Genomic DNA, 23,098 nt, shown 5'->3' with positions numbered 1-23,098 from the left:
GTGTTTCTGAAATTATTATTTCCATTGTTTTCTCACACTGTCAATATCAAATATCCAGAGAGTGATCATGGTCACTTTTCAAGTGCGTGGATAACCGACGATCGTTAACATCCGGCAAATCCCGGCGGGAGGTAAGATGAAACGACCTTTTCACCTGATGGCAAAACCCACCAGCTATCAGTGTAATCTTGCCTGCGACTATTGCTTCTATCTTGAGAAAGAGCAGGGAACGCTTAAAGCGGCGAAATCAAAGCGGCATATGGATGACGACATCCTGCGTCAGTACGTGCGGCAGTACATTGAAGCCAATCCCGCAGGCGAAATTGAATTTACCTGGCAGGGCGGCGAGCCCACGATGGCGGGCATCGATTTCTACCGCCGCGCGTTGGCCTACCAGCGACAATATGCTCACGGAAAGGTCATTCGCAACAGCATGCAAACCAACGGTGTATTGCTTGATGAGGAGTGGGCGGCGTTTCTGGCGGAGAATCAGTTTTTGATTGGTTTGTCGATAGACGGGCCAAAATGGTTGCACGACCGCTACCGCGTTACCCACAGCGGGAAATCGGTTTTTGATCGGGTAATCAATGCGGTGGCGGTGCTAAAACAGCACAAGGTTGATTTCAATCTGTTAACCGTCGTGAATAATGAAACGGCGCAGGCTCCGTTGGAGATCTATCAATTCCTGACTCAGGAACTGGGAGCACAACATGTCCAATTCATCCCTGCCGTTGAACAGCGTCCGGTTGATAGCCGCTATGGTGAATTAATTCATCCACAGACGTTAGGGAACACGCAGGTGACGCCGTGGTCGGTCAGCGGCGAGGCGTATGGCCATTTTATGAACACCATTTTTGATTACTGGGTGCGCCACGACGTTGGACGGGTATTTGTGCAACTGTTCGATAACGCACTGGCCGCATGGGCGGGAGACAAGCCCAGCCTCTGCGTCATGCAGGCGACCTGTGGCACAGGGCTGGTAGTTGAGATGAACGGTGATATTTACAGCTGCGATCATTTTGTTTACCCAGCACATCGGCTGGGTAACCTGACCACCGAGCGGTTGGATAAGTTGGTCAATAGCAAACAGCAACGCCAGTTTGGTATGCAGAAAGCTAATCTATCGCCAGAATGCGTGCGCTGTGAATACCGTTTCGCCTGCCACGGCGGGTGCCCGAAACATCGTATTCACCGTGTTGATAAGCATTGGCATAACCATCTTTGTGCGGGCTATAAGGCCATTTTTTCCCATATCGATCCCTATATGCGTTATATGACGCAGCAGTTGCAGCGACACCAGCCGCCAGCCAATGTGATGAACGTGGCCGCATTTATTGCGGCGGAGCAGGTGTAGCCTGGGAGTGAGCGATGACAGGCCATGTCCGTCACGGGATCAATGGCCTGCCAAAAACGAAGGTTTATCAGCACGATGTGTTGTGAAAACGAAAGCTACGAAGCGTCTTTCCCCGCTTCATGGTTCTCTACCGCTAATGCGGTGACCAGCGCGAATGCGCAGGCCAGCAGCGTGCCGAGTATCCAGGCGAAATACCACATCTTCTTTCTCCTCAAATCCTTAGTAAACGGAATGCTTATTTTCTTCGATGTAGCGGGCATCGACCCGGCCAAACATTTTGTAATAACACCAGCTGGTATAAAGCAGGATGGTGGGGACAAAAATACAGGCCAGAATGGTCATCACCTGAAGCGTAAGCTGGCTGGATGTGGCATCCCAGATGGTCAGGCTGACGTTAGGGGCAAAGCTGGAAGGCATAATGAACGGGAACAGCGTAATCCCTGCCGTCAGAATCACGCAGACAATCGTCAATGACGAGGTCAGAAAACCCCAACCGCAGCGATTCAGGCGTGAGAAGAGCACTGTTAGCCACGGCAGAATCACGCCCAGCGCGGGGATCGCCCACAGCGCAGGATGTGCCGTAAAGTTGGCTAACCAGGCACCGGCCTGCTGCGCCACCTCTTTGTGCAGTGGATTCGACGGGGCCGCTTTATCTATAGCTGAGGTAATCACGTAGCCGTCGATGCCGGTTTGCACCCAGAAGCCAGCCAGTAAGAAGGTGAGGCTCATCAGTGCACAGGAAAACAGTACGGTTTTTTGCGCGCGGCGCTGAAGTGCATCGGTGGTGCGCATTTGCAGGTAAATCGCGCCGTGTGCGACGATCATGGCGACGCTTACCACGCCCGCCAGCAGCCCAAACGGGTTCAACAGGCCAAAGAATCCGCCGTGGTAGGTGAGGCGCAAATACATATCGACGCTCAGCGGCACGCCCTGCAACAGGTTCCCGAAAGCGATGCCGAATACCAGCGTGGGGACGAAGCTGCCGATGAAAATGCCCCAGTCCCACATATTGCGCCAGCGGCGGTTTTCCAGCTTGGAGCGATAATCAAAGCCAACCGGGCGGAAGAACAGGGCGGCGAGTACCAGGATCATGGCGAAATAGAAACCGGAAAAGGCGGCGGCATAGACCATCGGCCAGGCGGCGAACAGCGCGCCCGCGCCGGTGATCAGCCAGACCTGATTGCCGTCCCAGTGTGGAGCGATCACGTTGATCATCACCCGTCGCTCGGTATCGTTCTTACCCAGCAGGCGCAGCAGAATGCCTACGCCCATATCAAAGCCGTCGGTGATGGCGAAGCCGATGAACAACAGGCCAATCAATCCCCACCAAATCAGGCGTAATGTTTCATAATCCAGCATTATTATGGCTCCCGTTACGGTTTTGCAGGTGTTGCGAGGGACGATGCGGTCGGTTGTTCAAAGTGGTAGCGGCCGGTTTTCAGGCTGCTTGGCCCCAGTCGGGCGAATTTGAACATCAGATACATTTCCGCAATCAGAAACAGCGTATACAGTCCGCAAATCAGCCCCATCGACAGCAGAATGTCGTGTGCCTCCAATGAAGAATTGGCAACGGCGGTAGGCAGAACCTCGCCGACTGCCCACGGCTGACGGCCGTACTCGGCGACGAACCAGCCGGATTCAATCGCGATCCAGGGCAGGGGAATCCCGTACAGCGCGGCGCGGTGTAGCCATTTACGCTGTCCCATGCGGCCGCGTATCACGCTCCAGAACGACAGCGCAAAAATGCCAAGCATCAGCACGCCGCAGCCCACCATCAGGCGAAACGCGACATACAGCGGTGCGACGCGCGGGATTGAGTCTTTGGTTGCCTGCTGAATCTGGTTTTCACTGGCGTTGGCGACGTCATCGGTATAGCGCTTAAGCAGCAGGCCGTAGCCAAGATCGCGCTTGGCAGCCTCAAATTGGGCACGAACGGCGGGATCGGTGTTGCCCGAACGCAGTTCCTCCAGCAGACCATAGGCCGTCATGCCGTTACGAATGCGAATCTCATGTTGCGCCATCAGGTCTTTAATACCGACGACGGGTTTGTCGAGCGAACGCGTGGCGATGAGCCCCAGCAGGTAGGGAACGTGGATCGCATAATCGTTCTGCATCGTTTCTTGATTGGGGATAGCGAACAGCGTGAAAGAGGCCGGTGCAGGCTGTGTTTCCCATTCGGCTTCGATCGCTGCCAGCTTGGTTTTCTGTACGTCGCCCATCACATAGCCGGATTCATCACCCAGTACGATGACGGACAGCACCGAAGCCAGGCCGAAACTCGCTGCAATGGCGAACGAGCGCTTGGCAAAGGCAATATCGCGGCCTCTCAGCAGGTAGTAAGAGCTGATCCCGAGGACGAACATCGCACCAGCGGTGTAGCCCGCTGCCACGGTGTGGACGAACTTCACCTGCGCGACCGGGTTCAGCACCAGTTCGGCGAAGCTCAGCATTTCCATGCGCATGGTTTCATAATTGAACTCAGCGGCAATCGGGTTTTGCATCCAGCCGTTGGCGACCAGAATCCACAGGGCGGAGAAGTTGGAGCCCAGCGCAACGAACCAGGTCACCAGCATATGCTGGACTTTAGTCAGACGATCCCAACCGAAAAAGAACAGGCCGATCAACGTGGATTCGAGGAAGAACGCCATCAGCCCTTCCATCGCCAGCGGCGCGCCAAAAATGTCGCCCACGTAGTGAGAATAGTAAGACCAGTTGGTACCGAACTGAAATTCCAGCGTCAGACCGGTTGCCACGCCCAGCGCAAAGTTGATGGCGAACAGCTTGCCCCAGAATTTGGTCATATCCTTGTAGATTTGCTTGCCGGTTAACACATACGTGGTGTTCATAATGGCCAGCAGGAAAGACAACCCCAGCGTTAGCGGGACAAAAAGAAAGTGATACATGGCGGTCAGGGCAAATTGCAGCCGCGACAGCTCAACGACATCAAACATGTTACGCTCCTAACTTCAGGCAGGAAAATGCAGTTATTCCGATACTTGCCGGAATAAATAGTGATGAATAAATGCGAATAAATTACCGTCGACGGAATTTGTATCCGTCGGAAATTAACGATCACTGATCGGCGTGAGATAAGAATAAATAGTGAGTGAAACGTGTGGAGATTATACCGTGCAAAAACTGAAGGATAAATAGTACAGTTTTTCGATTTGACGTCTTTGTCGTTAATGTTGATTTTTTGGTTTTATATGTTTAATTTTAACTTGTTCTTGGTTTTTAATTTTATCGAAATTAAATTTATTATCATTTTATGCTTGTTTTTTTCATGTGTTAGTGACTTATTTTAATTTAAATAGTACAGATTTGAAATATATAAATATAACAGTTTCATTTTTTTATTTTATTTTACATTTGGCGATAAAAATAATTAGAAATTATCAGAATGTCCTGCTCAAAGAGAGGGCGATAAGGCGTGTGTGCCGTATGTTAAATACGGCACACCATTATTGATGTAATGGATGCGGGTTACACCGATTACACGGAGGGCGCTACTGGCCACACGACGGATGCAGCAGTGAGATCAAGGCGGCTCAACGCGACCAGATAAATTTTCCATTGGGTTAGCCGTTCTTGCTCCTCATCTGTGGCAATGGCTAAGTCCACAGCGTAACTCAGCTCGGTAATGCGGGTGTTTGCCGCCGCGCGCCGTGCCGCTAGTTCTTGCTGCACGTTTTGGGCTGCGGCAAGCTGTTGCGCCTCCCGATTTGTCACCCAGGCCGCACCATCCCATTGATCAAACTCGGTTGCTGGAGCCAGAAACGTCATATTTTCAGGCAGATTGCCGAATTGCATCACCGTCTGCGCCTGACGGGTTTCTGTGTTGTAAACCATCTGGCCGCGATAGTCTGGCACCTGTTCCCAGGCCTTACCATCTGCGCTACGGCGCAAGGCTTGGCCGACAGGCGGCAATTGCGGTTCGTCGGCATAGCTGTCGGCGGGCAGGCCAACACCTTGCATCACATATTCATAGCTGGCGCTCTGATATTCCCGCGTAGCCGGGTTCACGTGATAAACCGTAATCCAACCGGTATTGATGGCTAATCCGCGTTCGTTGAGTTCTGCGTTTTTAATTTGTGTTGAATAGTTGCTCATTATGCTGCTCTCACGATGTAGTTAAAGGCGATATTGCGTGGACGGTTTTCGTTAGCTGTCGGGACGACGCGTGATGCGTCTAATTTTGAACGATACCAAGCGTTTGCGTCGCCGCTATTCACTACACTCAGGTAGGAATCAGTATCGCGTAGTTTTTCACTCTCGTCGTAATACAACGCACCTGCTGACGAGTTTATTTTTATTTTTCCGTCTGCGTCATAACCATAAAACAAGTTACCCGTTATGTTTCGGATTGCATCACCCTGCGCTGAAAGGAGAGCACGACTTGCATCAGCGCCGCGCCCATCATCCCAGCCGCGCACGAACTCGCCGCGTAGGTCTGGCAGGAAACCCGACGGATAGCGGGATGCTAAAACAGGAAATTGCGCGGTATCGAACTGCTGGCCGTTACATTTTAGCCAGCCCGCTGGCGCTACAGCGCCGGGGAACAGTTGTGGCATTCCAACAAGTTCAGCGGTGGGCATAGCGCCGATGGTTGACGGGGTTAGGTTTCCCGAATGGAATAATCGAATCGGGCTACGCCACCCGCCTGCGTATTGTTTTTGTATATAAAAATCGTCAGATGGCATCGCCATGTCTTCATCAAAAATGACAAAACCATACTGATTGCTGTCAGCAGCTAGTCCAGCTCGGTGGCGCACTGAAATATACGAAAACCATCTGCCGGTTTCTGCCATTGATACTGAACCGATCTCTTGATTTTCTGACCACCGGGTTCCCAATTGGCTTTCATGAATTGCCATTGGTACATCAGCATTTTTAACAGAACCTGACGTTGTTCCACTGCCGCCGTGCTCTCTGCGGAGAGGTAGCGTAAAGTCCCCTTCAGTCCAGACTCTTGCAGAATTCACCAGAAGTTTGCTAGCTGTGATATTAATCAGTGACAATGCTTCGCCTGGTGCTGGCGGCGGTGTGGCAATCCGTACGTTATAGTCAGTGCTGGATTTACCATCTGTGTGAAAATCAACATAGCAATAGGATGGCGTGCCGTTTGTCCCACCATACTCAATAACATAATCGCCATCGACATTCGGTTCATTGATTTCAATGATACGAGTCGGGATGCGAGTCGTGCTAGCATAAGACACCACTGGAGTGACCCATCCCTGCCAGTAACCATTACCCAATATCACCCATGCAGTGCGTGACGGATTGGTAACATCTACGACGCTCAGTACACCAAACCCATCCGTCGACGATTTCCACTCCATAATGGAAGGGCCAAACCCAGTGGGTAACCCCGTAACATTAGCGGAATCGCATTGATACAAATCTGACGGCCGATTCGCCTTAAAATAATCCAGAATATTGACGTGGCTTATTTGCACGGCTTTGCCGCCCCATGCCGACTCGATTATTCCCACATTCTGACGAAACTCAGCTTTATTCGGGATATCCGCGCCGTTCTGATCTTTTGCCAGCTTCCCGGCTAGTGCATTCAGTACGGTTGTACTGAAATTTGGATCATTGCCCAACGCATTAGCCAGTTCTTGCAGCGTATCGAGCGCCGCAGGAGAACCATTAACCAATGCGGCTACGGCGGCTTTCACAAAGGCCGTTGTCGCCAATTGCGTGTCATTAGAACCGGAGGCAGCCGTCGGCGCGGTTGGGATTCCTGTGAATACCGGACTCGCTTTTGGGGCATATTGAGGGTGCGCATCGAGGATGGAAGCATGAGCATTCAGCTTACTGGCCGCGTCAGTTTTCACTTCAGCAATCGCATTCAATATGGTTGTTCTGAAGTGCGGATCGTTACCTAACGCATTTGCCAACTCTTGCAGCGTATCCAGTGCTGCTGGAGAACCGTTGATCAGCGCGGCGATAGCCGATTTCACAAATGCTGTAGTGGCAATTTGCGTGTTGTTTACCGTTTGCGCGGCGGTGGGCGCGGTGGGCGTTCCCGTCAGTGCCGGGCTATTTTTGGGGGCATATTGCGAATGCGGATCGCTGGCCGCCAGATGTAATTGCAAACTCTCACCAGTGGTTTCCTGCATTTTCTTCAGGTAAGCCGTGCGGCTGGCTAACTGCTCTGCCTGACGGTTGGAGATCCCCCCTGGGCCTGCGACAACGGGATCCGATGTCTCAAGCTGATAAATTCCATCAATCCAGCTTTCTTGTTCAGATAAATTTGCCATGTTCATGCCTTCCTATGGTTGTGTCGTCGCTACGATGCGGCTTTTACAGCGATTTTTTCTGTTTCCACGCCGATGTCAGCATCGTGCCGATGGCTATAAAACCGTTTTAGTAACGATGAAGAGAGTACCTTTTGCGATGAGGCTGGTTTAGCAACGGAGTTTAAAAATTGAGGTGAAACGTGTGCGGAAGCGGCAGTCACCGTGCGGATGCTATGTCCTTGCTTCCTGATAACTGTGAGCTGATGCAAATGGCGCGCTAATTGCATAGTCCTGATTGTGGTTTTTTCAGGAGAGAGTGCAATGGTGGCGGAGCCTTCAACGACAATTCGATTTTTACTTGCCTCGCGCCAGTGTGAGCTGAACAGCCTGCGCTACCTGCTGCAAAGCGGTGAGCTGGTGGGCAAAATTAGCCAGCTCGTCCATCTATTGCAGCGTGAACGGGGAACAGCCAACCTGTTTCTTTGCTCCGACGGCCGATTGTTCGCCGACGAGCTGGCGCTACGTGAGAAAGATGTGCAGGTGGCGCAGACGCATTTGATGACGCATCTGGCCGGGTTGGAAAAAATGACGGCGGAGTTGCCGCAGGCGAGCCGTTTATTCAGCCGCGTTGCCAGCGTGGTTTATGCGCTAAGTCTATTGCCCGCGCTGCGCCAGCAGATTCGCCAGCGCTTGCTGCCTCAGCCGCAGGCGATGACATTTTTCAACGATATTGTCCGTAATCTGCTGGCGTTGGTTTTTGAAGTCTCGGACACGGCGGCCGATCCGGGGATTTCCCGCGCGCTGATTGCCATGTTCAGTTTTATGCAGGGAAAAGAGCTGGCAGGGCAGGAGCGGGCTATGGGTGCTGCGGCCTATGCGGCGGGCAGTGTTGATGAGGAAACCCGGCAAAAGCTGCTGGATTTGATTGAGCGGCAGGAACGCTGCTTCGATACCTTTCTGAATTTTAGCGATGAGGAAAACCAACAGCGCTGGCGTGCTATTGCACTAGACAGTGAGTTTGAGCGCCTGCGCCGCATTGTGTGCACCCGCAGCCCGATAGAAAAGCTGTCGGAAGCGGATAGCCTGCACTGGTTTTCGATTGCCACGCGGCGCATCGACGAAATGAAGCGGATGGAAGATGAGCTGGAGCAGACGCTGATGCAGCGCTGCCGTACCCGTATTGCGGCAGCGGAGAAGGCGTGCAGCGATCAGCGCGCGGATCTCGACGCGCTGATGGTGCAGCAGGAGCGTGACGATCCCGGTTATTCGATATTTATCGCTGGTCATGATGTGGAAGGGCAGAACGTCCCTCCCGGCTGGCTGAATAGCGATGGTGTCAGTCCACAGTTGGGACGATCGCTGTTATCGCTGGTGCAGCAACAATCGCGGCGCTTACAGGCGCAGGATCATGAACTGGCTGCGCTGCGAGCCACGTTGAATGAAAGAAAGCAGATCGATCGTGCGAAAGGTTTGCTGATGCAGCACCGTGGATTAAGCGAAGAAGAGGCCTACAAAACCCTGCGCCGCATGGCGATGAGTCAGAATAAAAAGCTGATTGACATCGCAACGGCGATGCTCGCGGTGGCAGATGTATTCGGAGATACCCCTTAAGAGGTATATGCACATGAACTGTGCGTGTTCTGCTTGCTCGCGGTGCAAGACGCCGTCTTGTGAAGAGGAAATCGTGGAATAAATAGCGGAGTAACTGAGGGGGTGAAGTGGTTTCGTGCGTAGCGGGTTCTCGCTGTCGTTGTGTTGTGATGAGCGTAAATAACGCTGAAGGAAAAACAGGCTTAGGATGAGCGGCAGGGAAGCCGCGAAAGTCGTTGCCGCGCCGGGAGCGCGTCAACGACGGTCCGCTAAGAGACTGTTTTTTCTGAAGGTATCGCGTAGCGACGTTATTTCTCGCGAAAAAGCCACGGGCCACGGGGCGGCGGCGACTGAGCGCCCCGTGTCGGGCGCGTGCTACGGCGTAGCATAGAAATGGCAATATTCTCGCGCACGAAATAATAATCATAATTTACATGTGGTTACAGAAATTTCAGTTCACTTCCCGATTAAACAATCCCGCTCGGCAATACGCAAAACTGTGACATCTGGCACAAACCTTGCTTTAACTCATTAGCAACAACCAAACATTCATAATGCGTTTCGGGCCAACGGCGGTGCGGAAGGTGTTAATCGGACAACGGCGTCCATAAGCGTGCAGATTCTGCATGGGCTTGTGGACGCCGTTTTTGTTTTTACCGCCTGAAAAGGTGTTTTGCGCAAGGGTGTCGTTGATGAGTGATTCCAAAACCAAAAGCATGACCGTCTCTCGCCGCCAGTTTCTGCTGGGGAGTGCTGCACTGGGCGGCAGCCTGATGCTGCCGGGGTTGATGAATAGCGCCTGGGCCGCGGGTTCCGACGCGCCGGAGAAAAAGGAAATTCGGGTCGGGTTTATTCCGTTGACGGACTGCGCCTCGGTCGTGATGGCGGCAGTGAAAGGTTTCGATAAGAAATATGGCATCACAATCGTTCCCAGCAAAGAAGCCAGTTGGGCTGCGGTACGCGACAAGCTGGTGTCAGGCGAGCTGGATGCGGCCCACATTCTGTACGGCCAACTGTACGGTCTGCAAATGGGGCTGTCCGGGGCGCAGAGCAACATGGCAGCGCTGATGACGCTCAACCAGAACGGACAAGGGATCACGCTGGCAAACCAACTGCGTGAAGCCAACGTCACGGATCTCGCCGCGCTGCAAAAATATATCGCCGCCAGTCCGGCTGGCACTTATACCTTCGCACAAACCTTCCCAACCGGTACGCACGCCATGTGGCTCTATTACTGGCTGGCTTCCGCCGGAATTCATCCGTTGAACGACGTGCGCACCGTCGTGGTGCCGCCGCCGCAGATGGTGATGAACATGAAGATTGGCAATATGGTCGGCTACTGCGTCGGCGAGCCGTGGAACCAGCGTGCCATCAGCGAAAAAATCGGTTTTACCGCCGCCACCTCGCAAGACATTTGGCCGGATCACCCGGAAAAAGTGCTGGGTACCCGCGCTGACTGGGTAAACGCCAACCCGCATAGCGCCCGCGCGCTGACCGCCGCGATTCTCGATGCCTCGCGCTGGATTGATGCCTCGGACGACAACCGCCGCGAAACGGCAGGCGTCGTTGCCGGACGCGCGTACATCAATGCCAAAGAAGAAACCATCGTCGGACGCATGCTGGGCCAGTACGAAAACGGACTGGGGAAAAGCTGGAAAGACGAACACGCGATGCGTTTCTACCACGACGGTTCAGTGAACTACCCGTACCTGTCCGACGGCATGTGGTTCCTCACTCAGCACAAACGCTGGGGCTTGCTCACCGAAGAGCCGGACTATCTGGCCGTCGCGAAGCAGGTTAACCGCATTGATATCTACAAGCAGGCGGCCGAGGCCGTGGGGAACGTGCCGTTGCCCGGTAGCGACATGCGCAGCAGCGTGCTCATCGATGGCCGTCGCTGGGATGGTAGCGATCCAGCGGGTTATGCCAACAGTTTTAGCGTGAAGAAATAAGTGAGGTTGATGATGAAAAACCAGGCCCAGGTCATTCCAATTACCGCGGATAACGCCCCGGAAACCGTACGCAGCGCCGACATTACGCCGCTGCCAACTAAACCCGTAACGCCCGCAAAAGCGCCGGCAGCTCCTGCTTTTGCCTACCGCTTGCTGCTGCGTAAGCTGTTTCAGCAACTTTTCCCTGCGGTTCTCGGACTGGGGCTGCTGGTTGCGGTCTGGCAGATTGCCGCGCTCAACAGCGAAAACTTCCCGACGCCGTGGACGACCTGGCTTGCGGCGCTCAGCCTCTTTGCCGACCCGTTTTACATCGCGGGGCCGAACGATCAGGGCATTGGCTGGAACGTATTGGCTTCGCTGCAACGTGTGGGTATCGGCTTCGGGCTGGCGGCACTGGTCGGCATTCCCGCTGGCTTCCTGATTGGTCGTTTTACCTTTCTGGCCAACATGCTTAATCCGATCATTTCGCTGCTGCGTCCGGTCAGTCCGCTAGCGTGGTTGCCTATCGGCCTGCTGCTGTTCCAGCGTGCCGAACCGGCATCCAGTTGGACCATTTTTATCTGTTCTATCTGGCCGATGATCCTCAATACCGCCGAAGGCGTGCGCCGTATCCCGCAGGATTACCTGAACGTGGCGCGCGTCCTGAAGCTCTCCGAATTCACCATCATGCGCAAGATTCTGCTGCCTGCGGTGCTGCCTAACGTATTGACCGGCGTGCGCCTGTCGATTGGTGTCGCCTGGCTGGTGATTGTGGCGGCGGAGATGCTGACCGGCGGCGTCGGTATCGGCTTCTGGATTTGGAATGAGTGGAACAACCTGAATGTGGAAAACATCATCATCGCCATCGTGGTGATTGGCGTTATCGGCCTGCTGCTTGAGCAGGGACTGGTGTGGATTGCTAACCGTTTCAGCTATGACAACCGCTAAGGAGCCGACGATGCGTACAACACCGATTATTCAAGTGCAGCAGGTGAGCCAGCGTTTCAATACCGCCAGCGGGGAGTTTCTGGCGCTGGATCAGGTGAGTTTTGATATTCACACGGGTGAGACGATCAGCCTGATCGGCCATTCCGGCTGCGGCAAGTCCACGTTATTGAACCTGATTGCCGGCCTGACACTGCCGAGCAGCGGCGGCCTGCTGTGTGACAACCGTGAAATCGACGGCCCGGGGCCGGAGCGCGGCGTGGTCTTTCAGAACCACTCGCTGCTGCCGTGGCTGACCACTTACGAAAACGTCGCGCTGGCGGTACGACAGGTGTTTCGCGGTCAGATGAGCAAACGCGAAATGCACGAATGGATTACCCACAATCTTGAACTGGTGCATATGGAGCACGCGCTGAACAAGCGGCCGAATGAGATCTCCGGCGGGATGAAGCAGCGTGTAGGGATTGCCCGCGCGCTGGCCATGAAGCCGAAAGTCCTGCTGATGGATGAACCGTTCGGCGCGCTGGATGCGCTGACCCGCGCACATCTTCAGGATGCGGTGATGGAGATTCAGCAGCGGTTGCAAACCACGATTGTGCTGATTACGCACGACGTTGACGAAGCGGTGCTGCTGTCGGATCGCGTGCTGATGATGACCAACGGTCCCGCGGCGACGGTCGGTGAAATCATGAAAGTCGAGCTGGAACGTCCACGTTCGCGCGTCACGCTGGCTGACGATCCACGCTACCACCACTACCGTCAGCAGGTGCTGCATTTCTTATATGAAAAACAGCCTAAAGCAGCCTGACAGCGAGGCCGGAACGATGATGAAACCGCATCTGATTGTGATTGGTAACGGGATGGCGAGTGCGCGATTCGTCGATGTGCTACGCCAACTGGCCGCAACGCGCTACCGCATTACCGTGATTGGTGATGAACCGCGCGCCAGCTATAACCGCATCCTGCTGTCGCCAGTATTGAGTGGCGAGAAAGCGTTTACGGATACGCTGCTGACGCCTGCGGCTATCGACGACGATGCGGCGCTGCCGGTGAATTATCTCCTGGGTGAGCGGGTTACGCATATTGATCGCCAGCAGCGTGAGGTGACAACGACGCAACGGCAGCTGCATTACGATCATCTGGTGTTGGCGACCGGTTCCACGCCGTTTATGCCGCCGATGCCCGGTATCGATCTGGCAGGCGTGTGCGGCTTCCGCACGCTGGATGATGTCGAGCTGATGTTGGCGACGATTCGTCGGTCCGTTCCTGCGGTGGTGATTGGCGGCGGTTTGCTCGGCATTGAAGCGGCAGCGGCGCTGCAACTGCGCGGGGCTGACGTCACGCTGCTGCATCGCGGTCCGGTTCTGATGGAGCGCCAACTGGATGCCACGGCGAGCGACCTGCTGTGTGACAGCCTGCGTGCTCGCGGTATTGCCTGTGAGACCGATGTGCAGGTCGTCGCGCTGCACGGCGATGAAAAAGGCGTCACGGCTGTTGCGTTGGCAGATGGCCGTACTATTCCGGCCGGGTTGGTGGTGGTGACCGCGGGGGTGATTCCCGCGAGTCAACTGGCGCGCGACTGCGGCTTACCCTGTAACCGCGGCGTACTGGTGGACGGACAGTTGCAAACTGCTGATCCGTATATCAGCGCAATCGGCGAATGTTGTGAACTCAATGGCGAAACCTTCGGGCTGGTTGCCCCGTGTTTCGCCCATGCCACGCTGGTGGCACAGCGCCTGGCCGGACACACACCGAAAGACTATCAGCGTGAACAGGCGGCAACGCGGCTGAAAGTCACGGGAATTGGCGTGGTCAGCGGCGGCGATATTAACGTGGCACCGGATGATGAGGTGTACACCCTTTTTGATCCGCAGACGCAGCACTACCGCCGTTTGCTACTGCGCGACGGGCGGCTGAGCGGTGTTCTGCTGTATGGCGACACTGACGACAGCCAGCGCCTGCTGGCCGCGATGGAGAGCACGACAGCGGGCGAGATGACTCCGCCTGCCTCGCTGCTTTTCGGCCTTTCTTCCCCTGATTCTGACCCACAGCCTGAAGCTGTAAGGATTCCTGTCATGAGCAAACCTATTTTGGTGGTCGTCGGCCACGGTATGGTCGGCCACTATTTTCTTGAACAGCTGGTTGAACGCGACCTGCATCAGCATTACCACATTGTCGTATTTGGTGAAGAACGCCATGAAGCCTATGACCGCGTTCACCTCTCCGAGTATTTTTCCGGCCGCAGCGCCGCCTCTTTGTCACTGGTAAAAGACGGCTTTTTTGCCGAGAGCGGCATTGAGCTGCGCAGCGCCAGTGAGATCGTGGCGATCGACCGTGAACGTCAATGCGTGTGCGACGCGCAGGGGAGGGAAACCGCCTACGACAAGCTGGTGCTGGCGACCGGCTCTTATGCCTTTGTTCCGCCGATTCCCGGCAATACGCGCCCCGGCTGTCTGGTTTATCGCACGTTGGACGATCTGGACGCGATTGCCGCACAGGCGAAAAAGGGCAAGTCTGGCGTGGTGATTGGCGGTGGCCTGCTGGGGCTGGAAGCGGCAAACGCCCTGCGTCAGTTGGGGCTGGACACCCATGTGGTGGAGTTTGCGCCGCGCCTGATGGCGGTGCAGCTTGATGACGGCGGAGCTGCGATGCTGCGGCGCAAAATTGAAGCGCTGGGCGTACAGATTCATCTCAGTAAAGAAACACGCGAGATCACCGACGGTGAGCAGGCGTTGCATCGCCTCTGCTTTGCTGACGGCAGCGTATTGGAAACCGATCTGGTGCTGTTTTCTGCCGGGATTCGCCCACGTGACAAGCTGGCAGACAGCTGCGATTTAGAGAAAGGGCCGCGCGGTGGCATCGTGATTGACGACCGCTGCCAGACCTCCGATGACGCAATTTTTGCTATTGGCGAGTGTGCGCTGTGGAAAGGCCAAATTTTTGGGCTGGTGGCACCGGGCTACCAGATGGCACGCAGCGTAGCGGATACGCTGGCGCAGCGCGATACGCCATTTACCGGTGCGGACATGAGCACCAAGCTGAAGCTACTGGGCGTTGAAGTCGCCTCGATTGGCGATGCACATGGGCGCACGGCGGGGAGCCAAAGCTACCAGTGGACGGACGGTCCGAATGAGGTTTACAAGAAAATTGTCGTCTCTGCCGACGGCAAGCGTTTACTGGGGGCGGTACTGATTGGCGACAGCAGCGATTACAGCACGTTGCTGCAAATGATGCTTAACGATATGCCGTTGCCTAAACAGCCGGAAGGGTTGATTTTGCCTGCGCGTTCTGGCGATGCGCCGAAAGGATTGGGCGTGGCGGCATTACCAGCTAGCGCACAGATTTGCTCCTGTCATAACGTCAGCAAAAGCGATATCTCGGCGGCGGTGGCGGGCGGCTGCGGCGAACTGGGCGCGTTGAAAACCTGCACCAAAGCGGGAACGGGCTGCGGCGGCTGTGTGCCGCTGCTGAAACAGGTGATGGAGTATGAACTGACACAACTGGGTGTCGAAGTGAAGAAGGACATTTGTGAGCACTTCGCCTATTCGCGTCAGGAGCTGTACCACCTGATTCGTGTGCATGAGATCCGCTCGTTCGACAGCCTCCTTGAGCGTTACGGCCACGGTTTAGGCTGCGAAGTGTGTAAGCCGCTGGTGGGGTCGATGCTGGCGTCCTGCTGGAATGATTATCTGCTGCAACCGCAGCACCTGCCGTTGCAGGATACCAACGATCGTTTCTTTGCCAACATCCAAAAAGACGGTACGTATTCCGTCGTGCCGCGCGTGCCGGCAGGGGAGATCTCGCCGGAAGGGCTGATCGCGATCGGTCAGGTGGCACAGCGCTATAACCTGTACACCAAGATCACCGGCGGTCAGCGCGTGGATTTATTCGGTGCGCGCCTGGAGCAGCTTCCAGAGATCTGGCGCGAGCTGATCGATGCCGGATTTGAAACCGGCCATGCCTACGGCAAATCGCTGCGTACTGTGAAATCTTGTGTGGGATCGACCTGGTGTCGCTATGGCGTGCAGGATTCCACTGGGCTGGCGATCCAACTGGAGCACCGTTACAAGGGGTTGCGTTCGCCGCATAAAGTCAAAATGGCGGTTTCCGGCTGTACCCGGGAATGTGCTGAGGCGCAAAGCAAAGATATCGGTGTGATTGCCACAGATAAAGGCTGGAATCTGTATGTGTGCGGCAACGGCGGCATGAAACCGCGCCATGCCGATCTCTTCGCCAGCGATCTGGATACGGAAACCCTGCTGCGCACCATCGATCGGGTCTTGATGTTCTATATCCGCACCGGCGATCGTCTCCAGCGTACCAGTACCTGGATGGATAATCTGGAAGGCGGTATCGACTATCTGCGTCAGGTTATTTTGGAAGACAGCCTGAATATCGGTGAAGAGTTAGATAAAGAGATGCAGCGCGTGGTAGATGCCTACCAGTGCGAATGGCAAACCACGCTGGAAAGCCCGGAACGTCTGGCGCTATTCCGCGGCTTCCTGAACAGCGATAGCCCGGATGAAGCGGTAGTGATGGTGCCAGAACGCGGACAGATCCGTCCGGCGCAGGATCATGAAAAAGCGGTCTCGCCAGAACCGGTTGCTCTGAAACCCGCCGCGCATGAGGCGGAATGGGTACAGGTGGCGACGCTGGGCGATATTCCGCGCCATGCCGGCATGGCGGCGCGCCTCGGACAGCAGCAGATCGCGCTGTTCCACCTGCCGAGTAGCGAGCAGCAGGTGTACGCGTTGGAAAACCACGAGCCGGGCAGTGGAGCGAATGTGCTGTCGCGTGGGTTGATCGGTGACGTGGCGGGTGAACCGGTGGTGATTTCACCGCTGTACAAGAAACGCTTTAAGCTGCGGGATGGTGTGAGCCCGGATGACAGCGCGCTGTACGTACGTGCCTGGCCGGTACGTGTGGAAGACGACGAGATTTGGGTATGCCGTCAACCGTTAGCCGTGCCTGAAGGCGTCGTGCTGGCAGACACTGCCATGGCGAAAGCATCATGAACGCGCGCGTCTGTCGGACAACCTGCCCCTATTGTGGCGTCGGCTGTGGCGTGCTGGCAGAACACGATGGGCAAGGTGCGGTAAAGATCAGCGGGGATCCCGCACATCCGGCGAACTTGGGCCGGCTGTGCGTCAAAGGCTCCGCGCTGGGAGAGACGCTGGATTTGAAAGGCCGGCTATTGTGGCCGCTCGTGGAAGGGCGTCGCGTTAGCTGGGATCGGGCGCTCGATACGGTAGCTGAACGGCTGCTGGCGACGATGCAGCAGCACGGCCCGCAGTCGGTGGCGTTTTATGGTTCAGGTCAGCTGTTGACGGAAGATTATTACGTCGCCAACAAGCTGATGAAGGGCTTTATTGGCGTCGCCAATATGGATACCAATTCGCGGCTGTGCATGGCATCTGCGGTGATCGGCTACAAGCGCGGGCTGGGGGCAGACGCTGTTCCCTGCAACTATGAAGATATCGAACTGGCGGATGTGGTGGTGCTGGTCGGTTCTAACACGGCCTGGGCGCACCCGGTGGTGTATCAGCGGCTGGTGCAGGCGAAACAGCAGCGGCCACAGATGCAGGTGGTGGTGATCGATCCTCGACGTACCGCAACCTGTGACATTGCCGATCTGCATTTACCGCTGCAACCCGGTAGCGATGCCGGGCTGTTCAACGGCCTGCTGCAGTGGATTGCACAAGATCCACGTATCGATCGCACCGAATTGGCCGAGCGTTTTTCCGGTGTAGAAGAGACATTACAGTCGGCGCAGACGTGGTCGGTGGCGCAGGTGGCGGAGTTCTGTCAGTTAGATGAAGCCGATATCGCACGTTTTTATCACCTGTTTAGCATGAGCGACAAAGTGGTCACGCTCTATTCGCAGGGCGTTAATCAATCGTCCTCGGGCAGTGATAAATGTAACGCGATCATCAATGCTCACCTGCTGAGCGGCAAAATCGGCGTGTCGGGTTCCGGCCCCTTTTCGATAACCGGACAGCCAAATGCGATGGGTGGGCGGGAAGTTGGCGGGCTGGCCAATCAACTTGCCAGCCATATGGGCTTTACGCCGCAGGATATCGAGCGCGTAGGGCGCTTCTGGCAGAGCGATAATGTGGCGACGCAGCCCGGCCTGAATGCGGTGGAGCTGTTTCGCGCGGTTGAACGCGGCGATATTAAAGCGGTGTGGATTATGGGCACCAATCCTGTGGTGTCGATGCCGGATGCTGACCGGGTGAAACAGGCGCTGGAACGCTGCCCGCTGGTGATCGTCTCCGAAGTGATGCGCCACACCGATACCGCAGAAACCGCTGATATCTTACTGCCTGCGTTGGGCTGGGGAGAAAAAGACGGCACGGTAACCAATTCCGAACGCCGGGTGTCTCGTCAGCGAGCCTTTCTGCCTGCGCCGGGGGAAGCCAAAGCCGACTGGTGGATGTTGAGTCAGGTGGCGCAACGTATGGGGTTTGCCGAGGCATTTGCTTATCAGCATCCGGCAGAGATCTTTCGTGAACATGCGGCGCTGTCTGGATTTGAGAATAACGGTAGTCGCGCGTTTGATATCAGCGGGCTGGCGACGCTCAGCAATCAGCAGTGGCAGCAGTTGGAACCGATACAGTGGCCGGTGAATGCGACATACCCACACGGGCGCGCTCGACTGGGTGACGATGGCCGATTCTGGCACGCCGATGGCAAAGCGTGTCTGGTGGCGGTCACGCCGTCGTTGCCGCAAAGCCCGTGGAGCGCGGCGTATCCGCTAATGCTGAACACGGGGCGTATTCGCGATCAGTGGCACACCATGACGCGTACGGGCAAAGCGGCTCGGCTGATGCGGCATATCAGCGAACCTTACTGCGAGCTGCATCCACAGGATGCGCAGACGCATGATATTCAGGCGGGCGATCTGGTACGCCTGTCGTCGGTGCACGGTTGGATGTTGGCGCGGGCGCGGATTGACGCCGGACAGGTGCGCGGTAGCGTGTTTGTGCCGATGCATTGGAATCAGCAGTTCAGCGCTCAGGCTCGGGCTGACAGTTTAGTGGCGCCGATTACCGATCCGTATTCCGGCCAGCCAGAAAGCAAGCACAGCCGGGTGCGTATCCAGCGTTGGCACACAGCCTGGCAGGCAGCGCTGTTTTTTGCTGACGAGCCACCTACTGCGCTATTAACGTTACCCGCAGAGCATGACGTTCTACCGCCGCCTGCCACCTACTGGAGCAAAGTGCCTCATGAGGGCGTGACGCAGTATCTGTTTGCCGACCGCGTGCCGGTAGACGATTGGCAGGCATGGCTGGCCGAACATTATGGGTTGGAAAACATGCAGTGTCAGGTTGCACAGGGTAACGGCGTATTTCACCTGATTGGCTGGCGTGATGGCCGTGTGGTGTTGGCTTGCTATGTCAGTGCACAGGCGCTGCGTATCGACAGCGATGCGGTGTGTCAGGCGTTTACCACTCCACCGCAGCTCCCGCACGAACGCCATGCGTTACTGGCGGGGCAGGCACCGCAGGGGCAGGTGACGCAAGGGGCGACGATTTGCAGTTGCTATAGCGTCGGTGAAGCGATCATCGTCGGCGCGATTCGTAAAGGCTGCCACAGCGTGGCAGCGCTAGGCGGCACGCTGAAATGTGGGACCAACTGCGGTTCCTGTATCCCCGAACTGAAAGCGTTATTGAGCCAGCATGTGCCGATAACGGTCAATGAATTGAAAAAAGCAGGTTGAGCGCTACGGCGTAATGAGGTGTGACATGATGACAACACAATCAATATTGGCGCAGGGCCAACGGCGTCAGCCTGTACTCGGCGGTGAAATCTGGCTGGTAGGTGCAGGGCCGGGTGATGCAGAACTGCTGACGCTGAAGGCGCTGCGGGCAATCCAGCAGGCGGATGTGGTGGTCTACGATCGGCTGGTGTCGGCGGAGATTATGGATTTGGTGCCGGAGCAGGCGTTGTGCATCGATGTCGGAAAAACGCGCGGCTGTCACCGTTTGTCACAGGAAAAAATCAATCAGCTGTTGGTCGAACTGGCGCAGGCCGGGCAGCGGGTGATTCGTCTGAAAGGCGGTGACCCGTTTATTTTTGGGCGCGGTGGCGAAGAGATGGATTATGCCCAACAGGCCGGAATTGTCTGCCACGTCGTACCCGGTATTACCGCCGCGACAGGCTGTGCGGCGGCCGTAGGGCTACCGCTGACGCACCGGGCTTGTGCGCAGTCGGTGCGCTTCGTGACCGGTCATTCGCGTGATGGCGAACCGCAATTGGACTGGCCGACGCTGGCGGACAGCCAGCAAACGCTGGTGTTCTATATGGGGCTGAGCCACAGCAGTCGGCTATGTCAGCGCTTGATCGAGCACGGGCTGTCCGCGCAGACGCCCGTCGCGATTATCGAACGCGGTACTCAGCCGGATCAGCGGTTATTGACTGCAACACTGGCGACCTTACCGGCACTGCTGGCACGTTATCAGCCACAGTCGCCTAGCCTGCTGGTGGTCGGCGATGTCGTCCGCTTCTGTCGTCATCCGGCGCTGCACGTCGACGCTGCGCCTGCACGCTTGATGATGGAAAAGCATGAAGCCGCCTGACGGCAACGGCTCTCTGCCTACAATCAGCGCCTCGACATAAATCGGTTTTTCTTCGAGGCGCTTTCCACTTTCTACGCGGTTTTCTGCTTTATTGTCGTGTCCCCGTTACCCTCCCTACTGAATTTTCAGTCATGGTCTACAGGGAAGGGGACGAGATGCCATCGCATGATGCGATCTTCAAACAGTTTTTAAGCGATATCGCAGTCGCACGGGATTTTCTGACGATTCATCTGCCGGATGAAATCCGCAAACGCTGTGATTTCAGCACGCTGCAATTGGAATCCGCATCGTTTATTGATGAAAAGCTGCGTGCGCGGATATCGGACGTGCTGTACTCACTGCGCACCACCGCAGGCAAAGGGTATATTTACTGTGTGATTGAACACCAAAGTCGCCCGGAAAAGCAGATGGCTTTCCGGCTGCTGCGCTATTGTCTGGCTGCTATGCAGCAACATCTGGATCAGGGACACGATCGCTTACCGTTGGTGGTGCCGCTGCTGTTTTACCATGGCAGAGCGCGTCCTTATCCTTACAGCCTCCGCTGGCTGGACAGCTTCGCCGATCCCGTACTGGCACAAGCGCTGTATGAACAGCCTTTCCCACTGGTGGATTTAACCGTCATGCCGGACGATGAGATTCGCACGCACCGACGTATGGCGTTACTGGAACTGGTACAGAAGCATATTCGTACCCGTGATATGCTGGAGTTGGCGCGTGAGATTGGGTTACTATTTGAACGCTGGTCGGTGCCGCTGACGCAGCGTCGTGCGCTGTTATTTTATATTGCACAGGCGGGAAACACATCCAAACCCGCAGATTTCATTGACGCACTGGCAGCACCGCTATCAACCGGTCAGGAGGACATTATGACGATTGCAGAACAATTGAAAAAAATGGGATTCGAGGAAGGAATCCAACGCGGTATTCAGCAAGGATTAGCACAAGGATTGGTGCAGGGCATTGAACAAGGGATGAAAAGCAGTGCCAGACAAATTGCCCGTAATTTATTGCTAACGGGAATGGATAAGAACAGCGTGCAGCAGGTCACTCAGCTTGAAAACGAAGAGCTGGAGCAACTGGTCACCGCTATCCTGCATGACACACAGCATTGATACTGTATTAAACAATACCGTATTAAAAGATACCGTACTAAAAACCGAGCGCTGCTGATGCCTTTATAAGAAAAGGTCAGTCAGGCAACGCTCACGTCTTTCGTTAACGGCGCTTTTAGCTTTTGCGTACTCGCGCCGTCAGCCCTTTCAGGAAGTAGCGGATCACCTGATCGCCGCAGGTGCGATAGTTTTTATGATCGGGCGCGCGCATCATCGCGGTGACTTCCGGTACTGAGATGCGGAAATTCTGTGCCAGCAGGATCGCCTGAATATCATCCGTTTTTAATGAAAACGCGACACGCAGCTTTTTCAGAATAATATTGTTGGTCATCTTGCGCTCAAACTGCGGCGCAGGCTGGTTTTCATCTTGTCCACGTTTTTGCAGAATCAGCCCGTTCAGGAAATAACTCATCACGATGTCTGGGCAAGGTTGATAACCTTCTTCCCCTTCCTTTTTGACGTAGCTCGCCAACTGCTGGGGAGGGACGGTCATCTCCACCAGTGCCAGGATCTTCAGCAGGTGGTCATTATTCAAATTCAGCATATAGCGCACGCTGCGCAGGACATCGTTATTCATCATTACGGAAGGGGTCTCGCCGTTCGTCTTGGTACAAAACGCACAGTATAAAGGGAACGGCGGAGAAATGCAGAAACGATCGTGGAATTAGTGAAACGTCTCCCGTCCGGTAAAGTGCCCAACCCAGCCTTCTGGATTAGTAAAAATACGGATCGCGACAAAATCAGGAAATTCGCCACAGTCAAACCAGTGCGGCGTGTTGGCGGGAACGCGTAAGAGATCGCCTGCCTCACAGGTAAGCTGGAAAACCTGCTCGCCAATCGGCACAAAGAAGCTTCCGCTGCCGCGCACAAAGAAGCGCACTTCATCTTCACTATGGGTATGTTCCTGAAGAAATTTTTCCCGCAGTGCCAGTCTCTCAGCATGATCCGGTGTCAGGCTGATCACGTCGGCAGAGGTGTAGCCCTCCTGCTGTTTGAGACGTTCAATGTCGGCCTGGTACTGAGCCAAAATGGTTTCGTTGCTGGCGTCTAACGGTGGTGCATCGGTCTGCCAGTGCTCTAGCTGGATCCCGGCGCTGGCGAGCAGGGAAGCGATGTCAGTAAACGTGGTGAGTTGCTGGACGGGTTGCGTGATCTGTGGACGGTGGTAAATCGCTAGCGTTGTCATGTCTGCTTTTCCCTTGGGTATAGAAGAACCTTAACCATTCCCTTTATAGGGACAAAAAACAAGATGCATTTTTTATAACTTATTCCTGTAAATTCAATAAGTAAAAATCGCTACATCTGTTTATCAATGCTATTTCTATTTAATCACTAGCCATTA

The 23,098-nt window shown here is 55.3% G+C and carries 16 protein-coding genes; 9 read left to right on the top strand and 7 right to left on the bottom strand.

The window, feature by feature from the left end; genetic code table 11:
• Positions 1–136: 136 nt before the first annotated feature.
• Complete coding sequence (locus Q3A88_RS01725) at positions 137–1,354, top strand: anaerobic sulfatase maturase (RefSeq protein ID WP_317177293.1); 1,218 nt, start codon at positions 137–139, stop codon at positions 1,352–1,354.
• A 95-nt stretch (positions 1,355–1,449) separates the two neighbouring features.
• On the opposite strand, the gene cydX is transcribed toward Q3A88_RS01725, so the two are convergent.
• The 5 genes from cydX to Q3A88_RS01700 all read right to left on the bottom strand — a co-directional run bounded on the left by cydX (position 1,450) and on the right by Q3A88_RS01700 (position 7,620).
• Entirely contained in the window at positions 1,450–1,554 is a 105-nt protein-coding gene (cydX, locus tag Q3A88_RS01720; protein WP_010278781.1) for a cytochrome bd-I oxidase subunit CydX, read from the bottom strand.
• Positions 1,555–1,573: 19 nt separating this feature from the next.
• Positions 1,574–2,713: a cytochrome d ubiquinol oxidase subunit II gene (gene cydB / locus Q3A88_RS01715; protein ID WP_317177292.1), complete on the bottom strand. Its 1,140-nt coding sequence runs from the start codon at positions 2,711–2,713 to the stop codon at positions 1,574–1,576.
• A 14-nt stretch (positions 2,714–2,727) separates the two neighbouring features.
• On the bottom strand, positions 2,728–4,305 hold the full coding sequence (gene cydA, locus Q3A88_RS01710) for a cytochrome ubiquinol oxidase subunit I (RefSeq protein WP_116162617.1): 1,578 nt from the start codon (positions 4,303–4,305) through the stop codon (positions 2,728–2,730).
• A 541-nt stretch (positions 4,306–4,846) separates the two neighbouring features.
• Positions 4,847–5,464: a tail fiber assembly protein gene (locus Q3A88_RS01705; protein ID WP_317177291.1), complete on the bottom strand. Its 618-nt coding sequence runs from the start codon at positions 5,462–5,464 to the stop codon at positions 4,847–4,849.
• A complete protein-coding gene (locus Q3A88_RS01700; RefSeq protein ID WP_317177290.1) occupies positions 5,464–7,620 on the bottom strand; it encodes a phage tail protein in 2,157 nt (718 codons plus the stop codon). Before Q3A88_RS01700 ends, Q3A88_RS01705 begins: the two co-directional genes overlap by 1 nt.
• A gap of 300 nt (positions 7,621–7,920) precedes the next feature.
• Here Q3A88_RS01700 and Q3A88_RS01695 point away from each other — a divergent pair, with 300 nt between their 5' ends.
• From Q3A88_RS01695 to Q3A88_RS01660, 8 genes are all read left to right on the top strand, one after another.
• Positions 7,921–9,210: a nitrate regulatory protein gene (locus Q3A88_RS01695; RefSeq protein ID WP_110162221.1), complete on the top strand. Its 1,290-nt coding sequence runs from the start codon at positions 7,921–7,923 to the stop codon at positions 9,208–9,210.
• Between the two features lie 671 nt (positions 9,211–9,881).
• Positions 9,882–11,141 (top strand): CmpA/NrtA family ABC transporter substrate-binding protein, encoded by a 1,260-nt coding sequence (locus tag Q3A88_RS01690; RefSeq protein ID WP_039515338.1) that lies wholly within the window; start codon positions 9,882–9,884, stop codon positions 11,139–11,141.
• A gap of 12 nt (positions 11,142–11,153) precedes the next feature.
• Positions 11,154–12,068 (top strand): nitrate ABC transporter permease, encoded by a 915-nt coding sequence (gene ntrB, locus Q3A88_RS01685; RefSeq protein WP_039281771.1) that lies wholly within the window; start codon positions 11,154–11,156, stop codon positions 12,066–12,068.
• 10 nt (positions 12,069–12,078) lie between these two features.
• The gene (locus tag Q3A88_RS01680; RefSeq protein ID WP_039281768.1) at positions 12,079–12,873 is read left to right on the top strand and encodes an ABC transporter ATP-binding protein; all 795 of its coding nucleotides are present in this window, start codon (positions 12,079–12,081) and stop codon (positions 12,871–12,873) included.
• A gap of 19 nt (positions 12,874–12,892) precedes the next feature.
• The gene (gene nirB, locus Q3A88_RS01675; protein WP_317177377.1) at positions 12,893–17,080 is read left to right on the top strand and encodes a nitrite reductase large subunit NirB; all 4,188 of its coding nucleotides are present in this window, start codon (positions 12,893–12,895) and stop codon (positions 17,078–17,080) included.
• Complete coding sequence (locus Q3A88_RS01670) at positions 17,077–19,785, top strand: nitrate reductase (RefSeq protein ID WP_110162223.1); 2,709 nt, start codon at positions 17,077–17,079, stop codon at positions 19,783–19,785. The genes nirB and Q3A88_RS01670 overlap by 4 nt, the downstream gene beginning before the upstream one ends.
• Positions 19,786–19,810: 25 nt before the next feature.
• Positions 19,811–20,644 carry a uroporphyrinogen-III C-methyltransferase gene (gene cobA / locus Q3A88_RS01665; RefSeq protein WP_039520305.1) on the top strand — a complete coding sequence of 278 codons (834 nt, stop codon included), beginning with the start codon at positions 19,811–19,813 and terminating at the stop codon, positions 20,642–20,644.
• 155 nt (positions 20,645–20,799) lie between these two features.
• Positions 20,800–21,756 carry an Rpn family recombination-promoting nuclease/putative transposase gene (locus Q3A88_RS01660; protein WP_317177289.1) on the top strand — a complete coding sequence of 319 codons (957 nt, stop codon included), beginning with the start codon at positions 20,800–20,802 and terminating at the stop codon, positions 21,754–21,756.
• A 115-nt stretch (positions 21,757–21,871) separates the two neighbouring features.
• Here Q3A88_RS01660 and Q3A88_RS01655 read toward each other — a convergent pair whose 3' ends face one another.
• Together Q3A88_RS01655 and Q3A88_RS01650 are read right to left on the bottom strand one after the other, a co-directional pair.
• Positions 21,872–22,336, bottom strand: a complete 465-nt coding sequence (locus tag Q3A88_RS01655; protein ID WP_174865216.1) for a DUF1456 family protein — start codon at positions 22,334–22,336, stop codon at positions 21,872–21,874.
• 84 nt (positions 22,337–22,420) lie between these two features.
• The gene (locus Q3A88_RS01650; RefSeq protein WP_100016593.1) at positions 22,421–22,942 is read right to left on the bottom strand and encodes a 1,2-dihydroxy-3-keto-5-methylthiopentene dioxygenase; all 522 of its coding nucleotides are present in this window, start codon (positions 22,940–22,942) and stop codon (positions 22,421–22,423) included.
• Between the last annotated feature and the right edge of the window lie 156 nt (positions 22,943–23,098).

It is taken from the genome of Pectobacterium sp. HCp5_1, assembly GCF_032905925.1.
In the GTDB taxonomy this organism is placed as follows: Bacteria; Pseudomonadota; Gammaproteobacteria; order Enterobacterales; family Enterobacteriaceae; genus Pectobacterium; species Pectobacterium brasiliense_A.
The sequence above is the reverse complement of the archived record's forward strand: the minus strand, read 5'-3'. Positions and strand labels throughout refer to the sequence as shown.

Excerpts from the sequence above, each read along its gene's own strand:
- Q3A88_RS01725 (WP_317177293.1), top strand. The coding sequence starts at position 137 with ATGAAACGACCTTTTCACCTGATGGCAAAACCCACCAGCTATCAGTGT.
- cydX (WP_010278781.1), bottom strand. The coding sequence starts at position 1,554 with ATGTGGTATTTCGCCTGGATACTCGGCACGCTGCTGGCCTGCGCATTC.
- cydB (WP_317177292.1), bottom strand. The coding sequence starts at position 2,713 with ATGCTGGATTATGAAACATTACGCCTGATTTGGTGGGGATTGATTGGC.
- cydA (WP_116162617.1), bottom strand. The coding sequence starts at position 4,305 with ATGTTTGATGTCGTTGAGCTGTCGCGGCTGCAATTTGCCCTGACCGCC.
- Q3A88_RS01705 (WP_317177291.1), bottom strand. The coding sequence starts at position 5,464 with ATGAGCAACTATTCAACACAAATTAAAAACGCAGAACTCAACGAACGC.
- Q3A88_RS01700 (WP_317177290.1), bottom strand. The coding sequence starts at position 7,620 with ATGGCAAATTTATCTGAACAAGAAAGCTGGATTGATGGAATTTATCAG.
- Q3A88_RS01695 (WP_110162221.1), top strand. The coding sequence starts at position 7,921 with ATGGTGGCGGAGCCTTCAACGACAATTCGATTTTTACTTGCCTCGCGC.
- Q3A88_RS01690 (WP_039515338.1), top strand. The coding sequence starts at position 9,882 with ATGAGTGATTCCAAAACCAAAAGCATGACCGTCTCTCGCCGCCAGTTT.
- ntrB (WP_039281771.1), top strand. The coding sequence starts at position 11,154 with ATGAAAAACCAGGCCCAGGTCATTCCAATTACCGCGGATAACGCCCCG.
- Q3A88_RS01680 (WP_039281768.1), top strand. The coding sequence starts at position 12,079 with ATGCGTACAACACCGATTATTCAAGTGCAGCAGGTGAGCCAGCGTTTC.
- nirB (WP_317177377.1), top strand. The coding sequence starts at position 12,893 with ATGAAACCGCATCTGATTGTGATTGGTAACGGGATGGCGAGTGCGCGA.
- Q3A88_RS01670 (WP_110162223.1), top strand. The coding sequence starts at position 17,077 with ATGAACGCGCGCGTCTGTCGGACAACCTGCCCCTATTGTGGCGTCGGC.
- cobA (WP_039520305.1), top strand. The coding sequence starts at position 19,811 with ATGATGACAACACAATCAATATTGGCGCAGGGCCAACGGCGTCAGCCT.
- Q3A88_RS01660 (WP_317177289.1), top strand. The coding sequence starts at position 20,800 with ATGCCATCGCATGATGCGATCTTCAAACAGTTTTTAAGCGATATCGCA.
- Q3A88_RS01655 (WP_174865216.1), bottom strand. The coding sequence starts at position 22,336 with ATGATGAATAACGATGTCCTGCGCAGCGTGCGCTATATGCTGAATTTG.
- Q3A88_RS01650 (WP_100016593.1), bottom strand. The coding sequence starts at position 22,942 with ATGACAACGCTAGCGATTTACCACCGTCCACAGATCACGCAACCCGTC.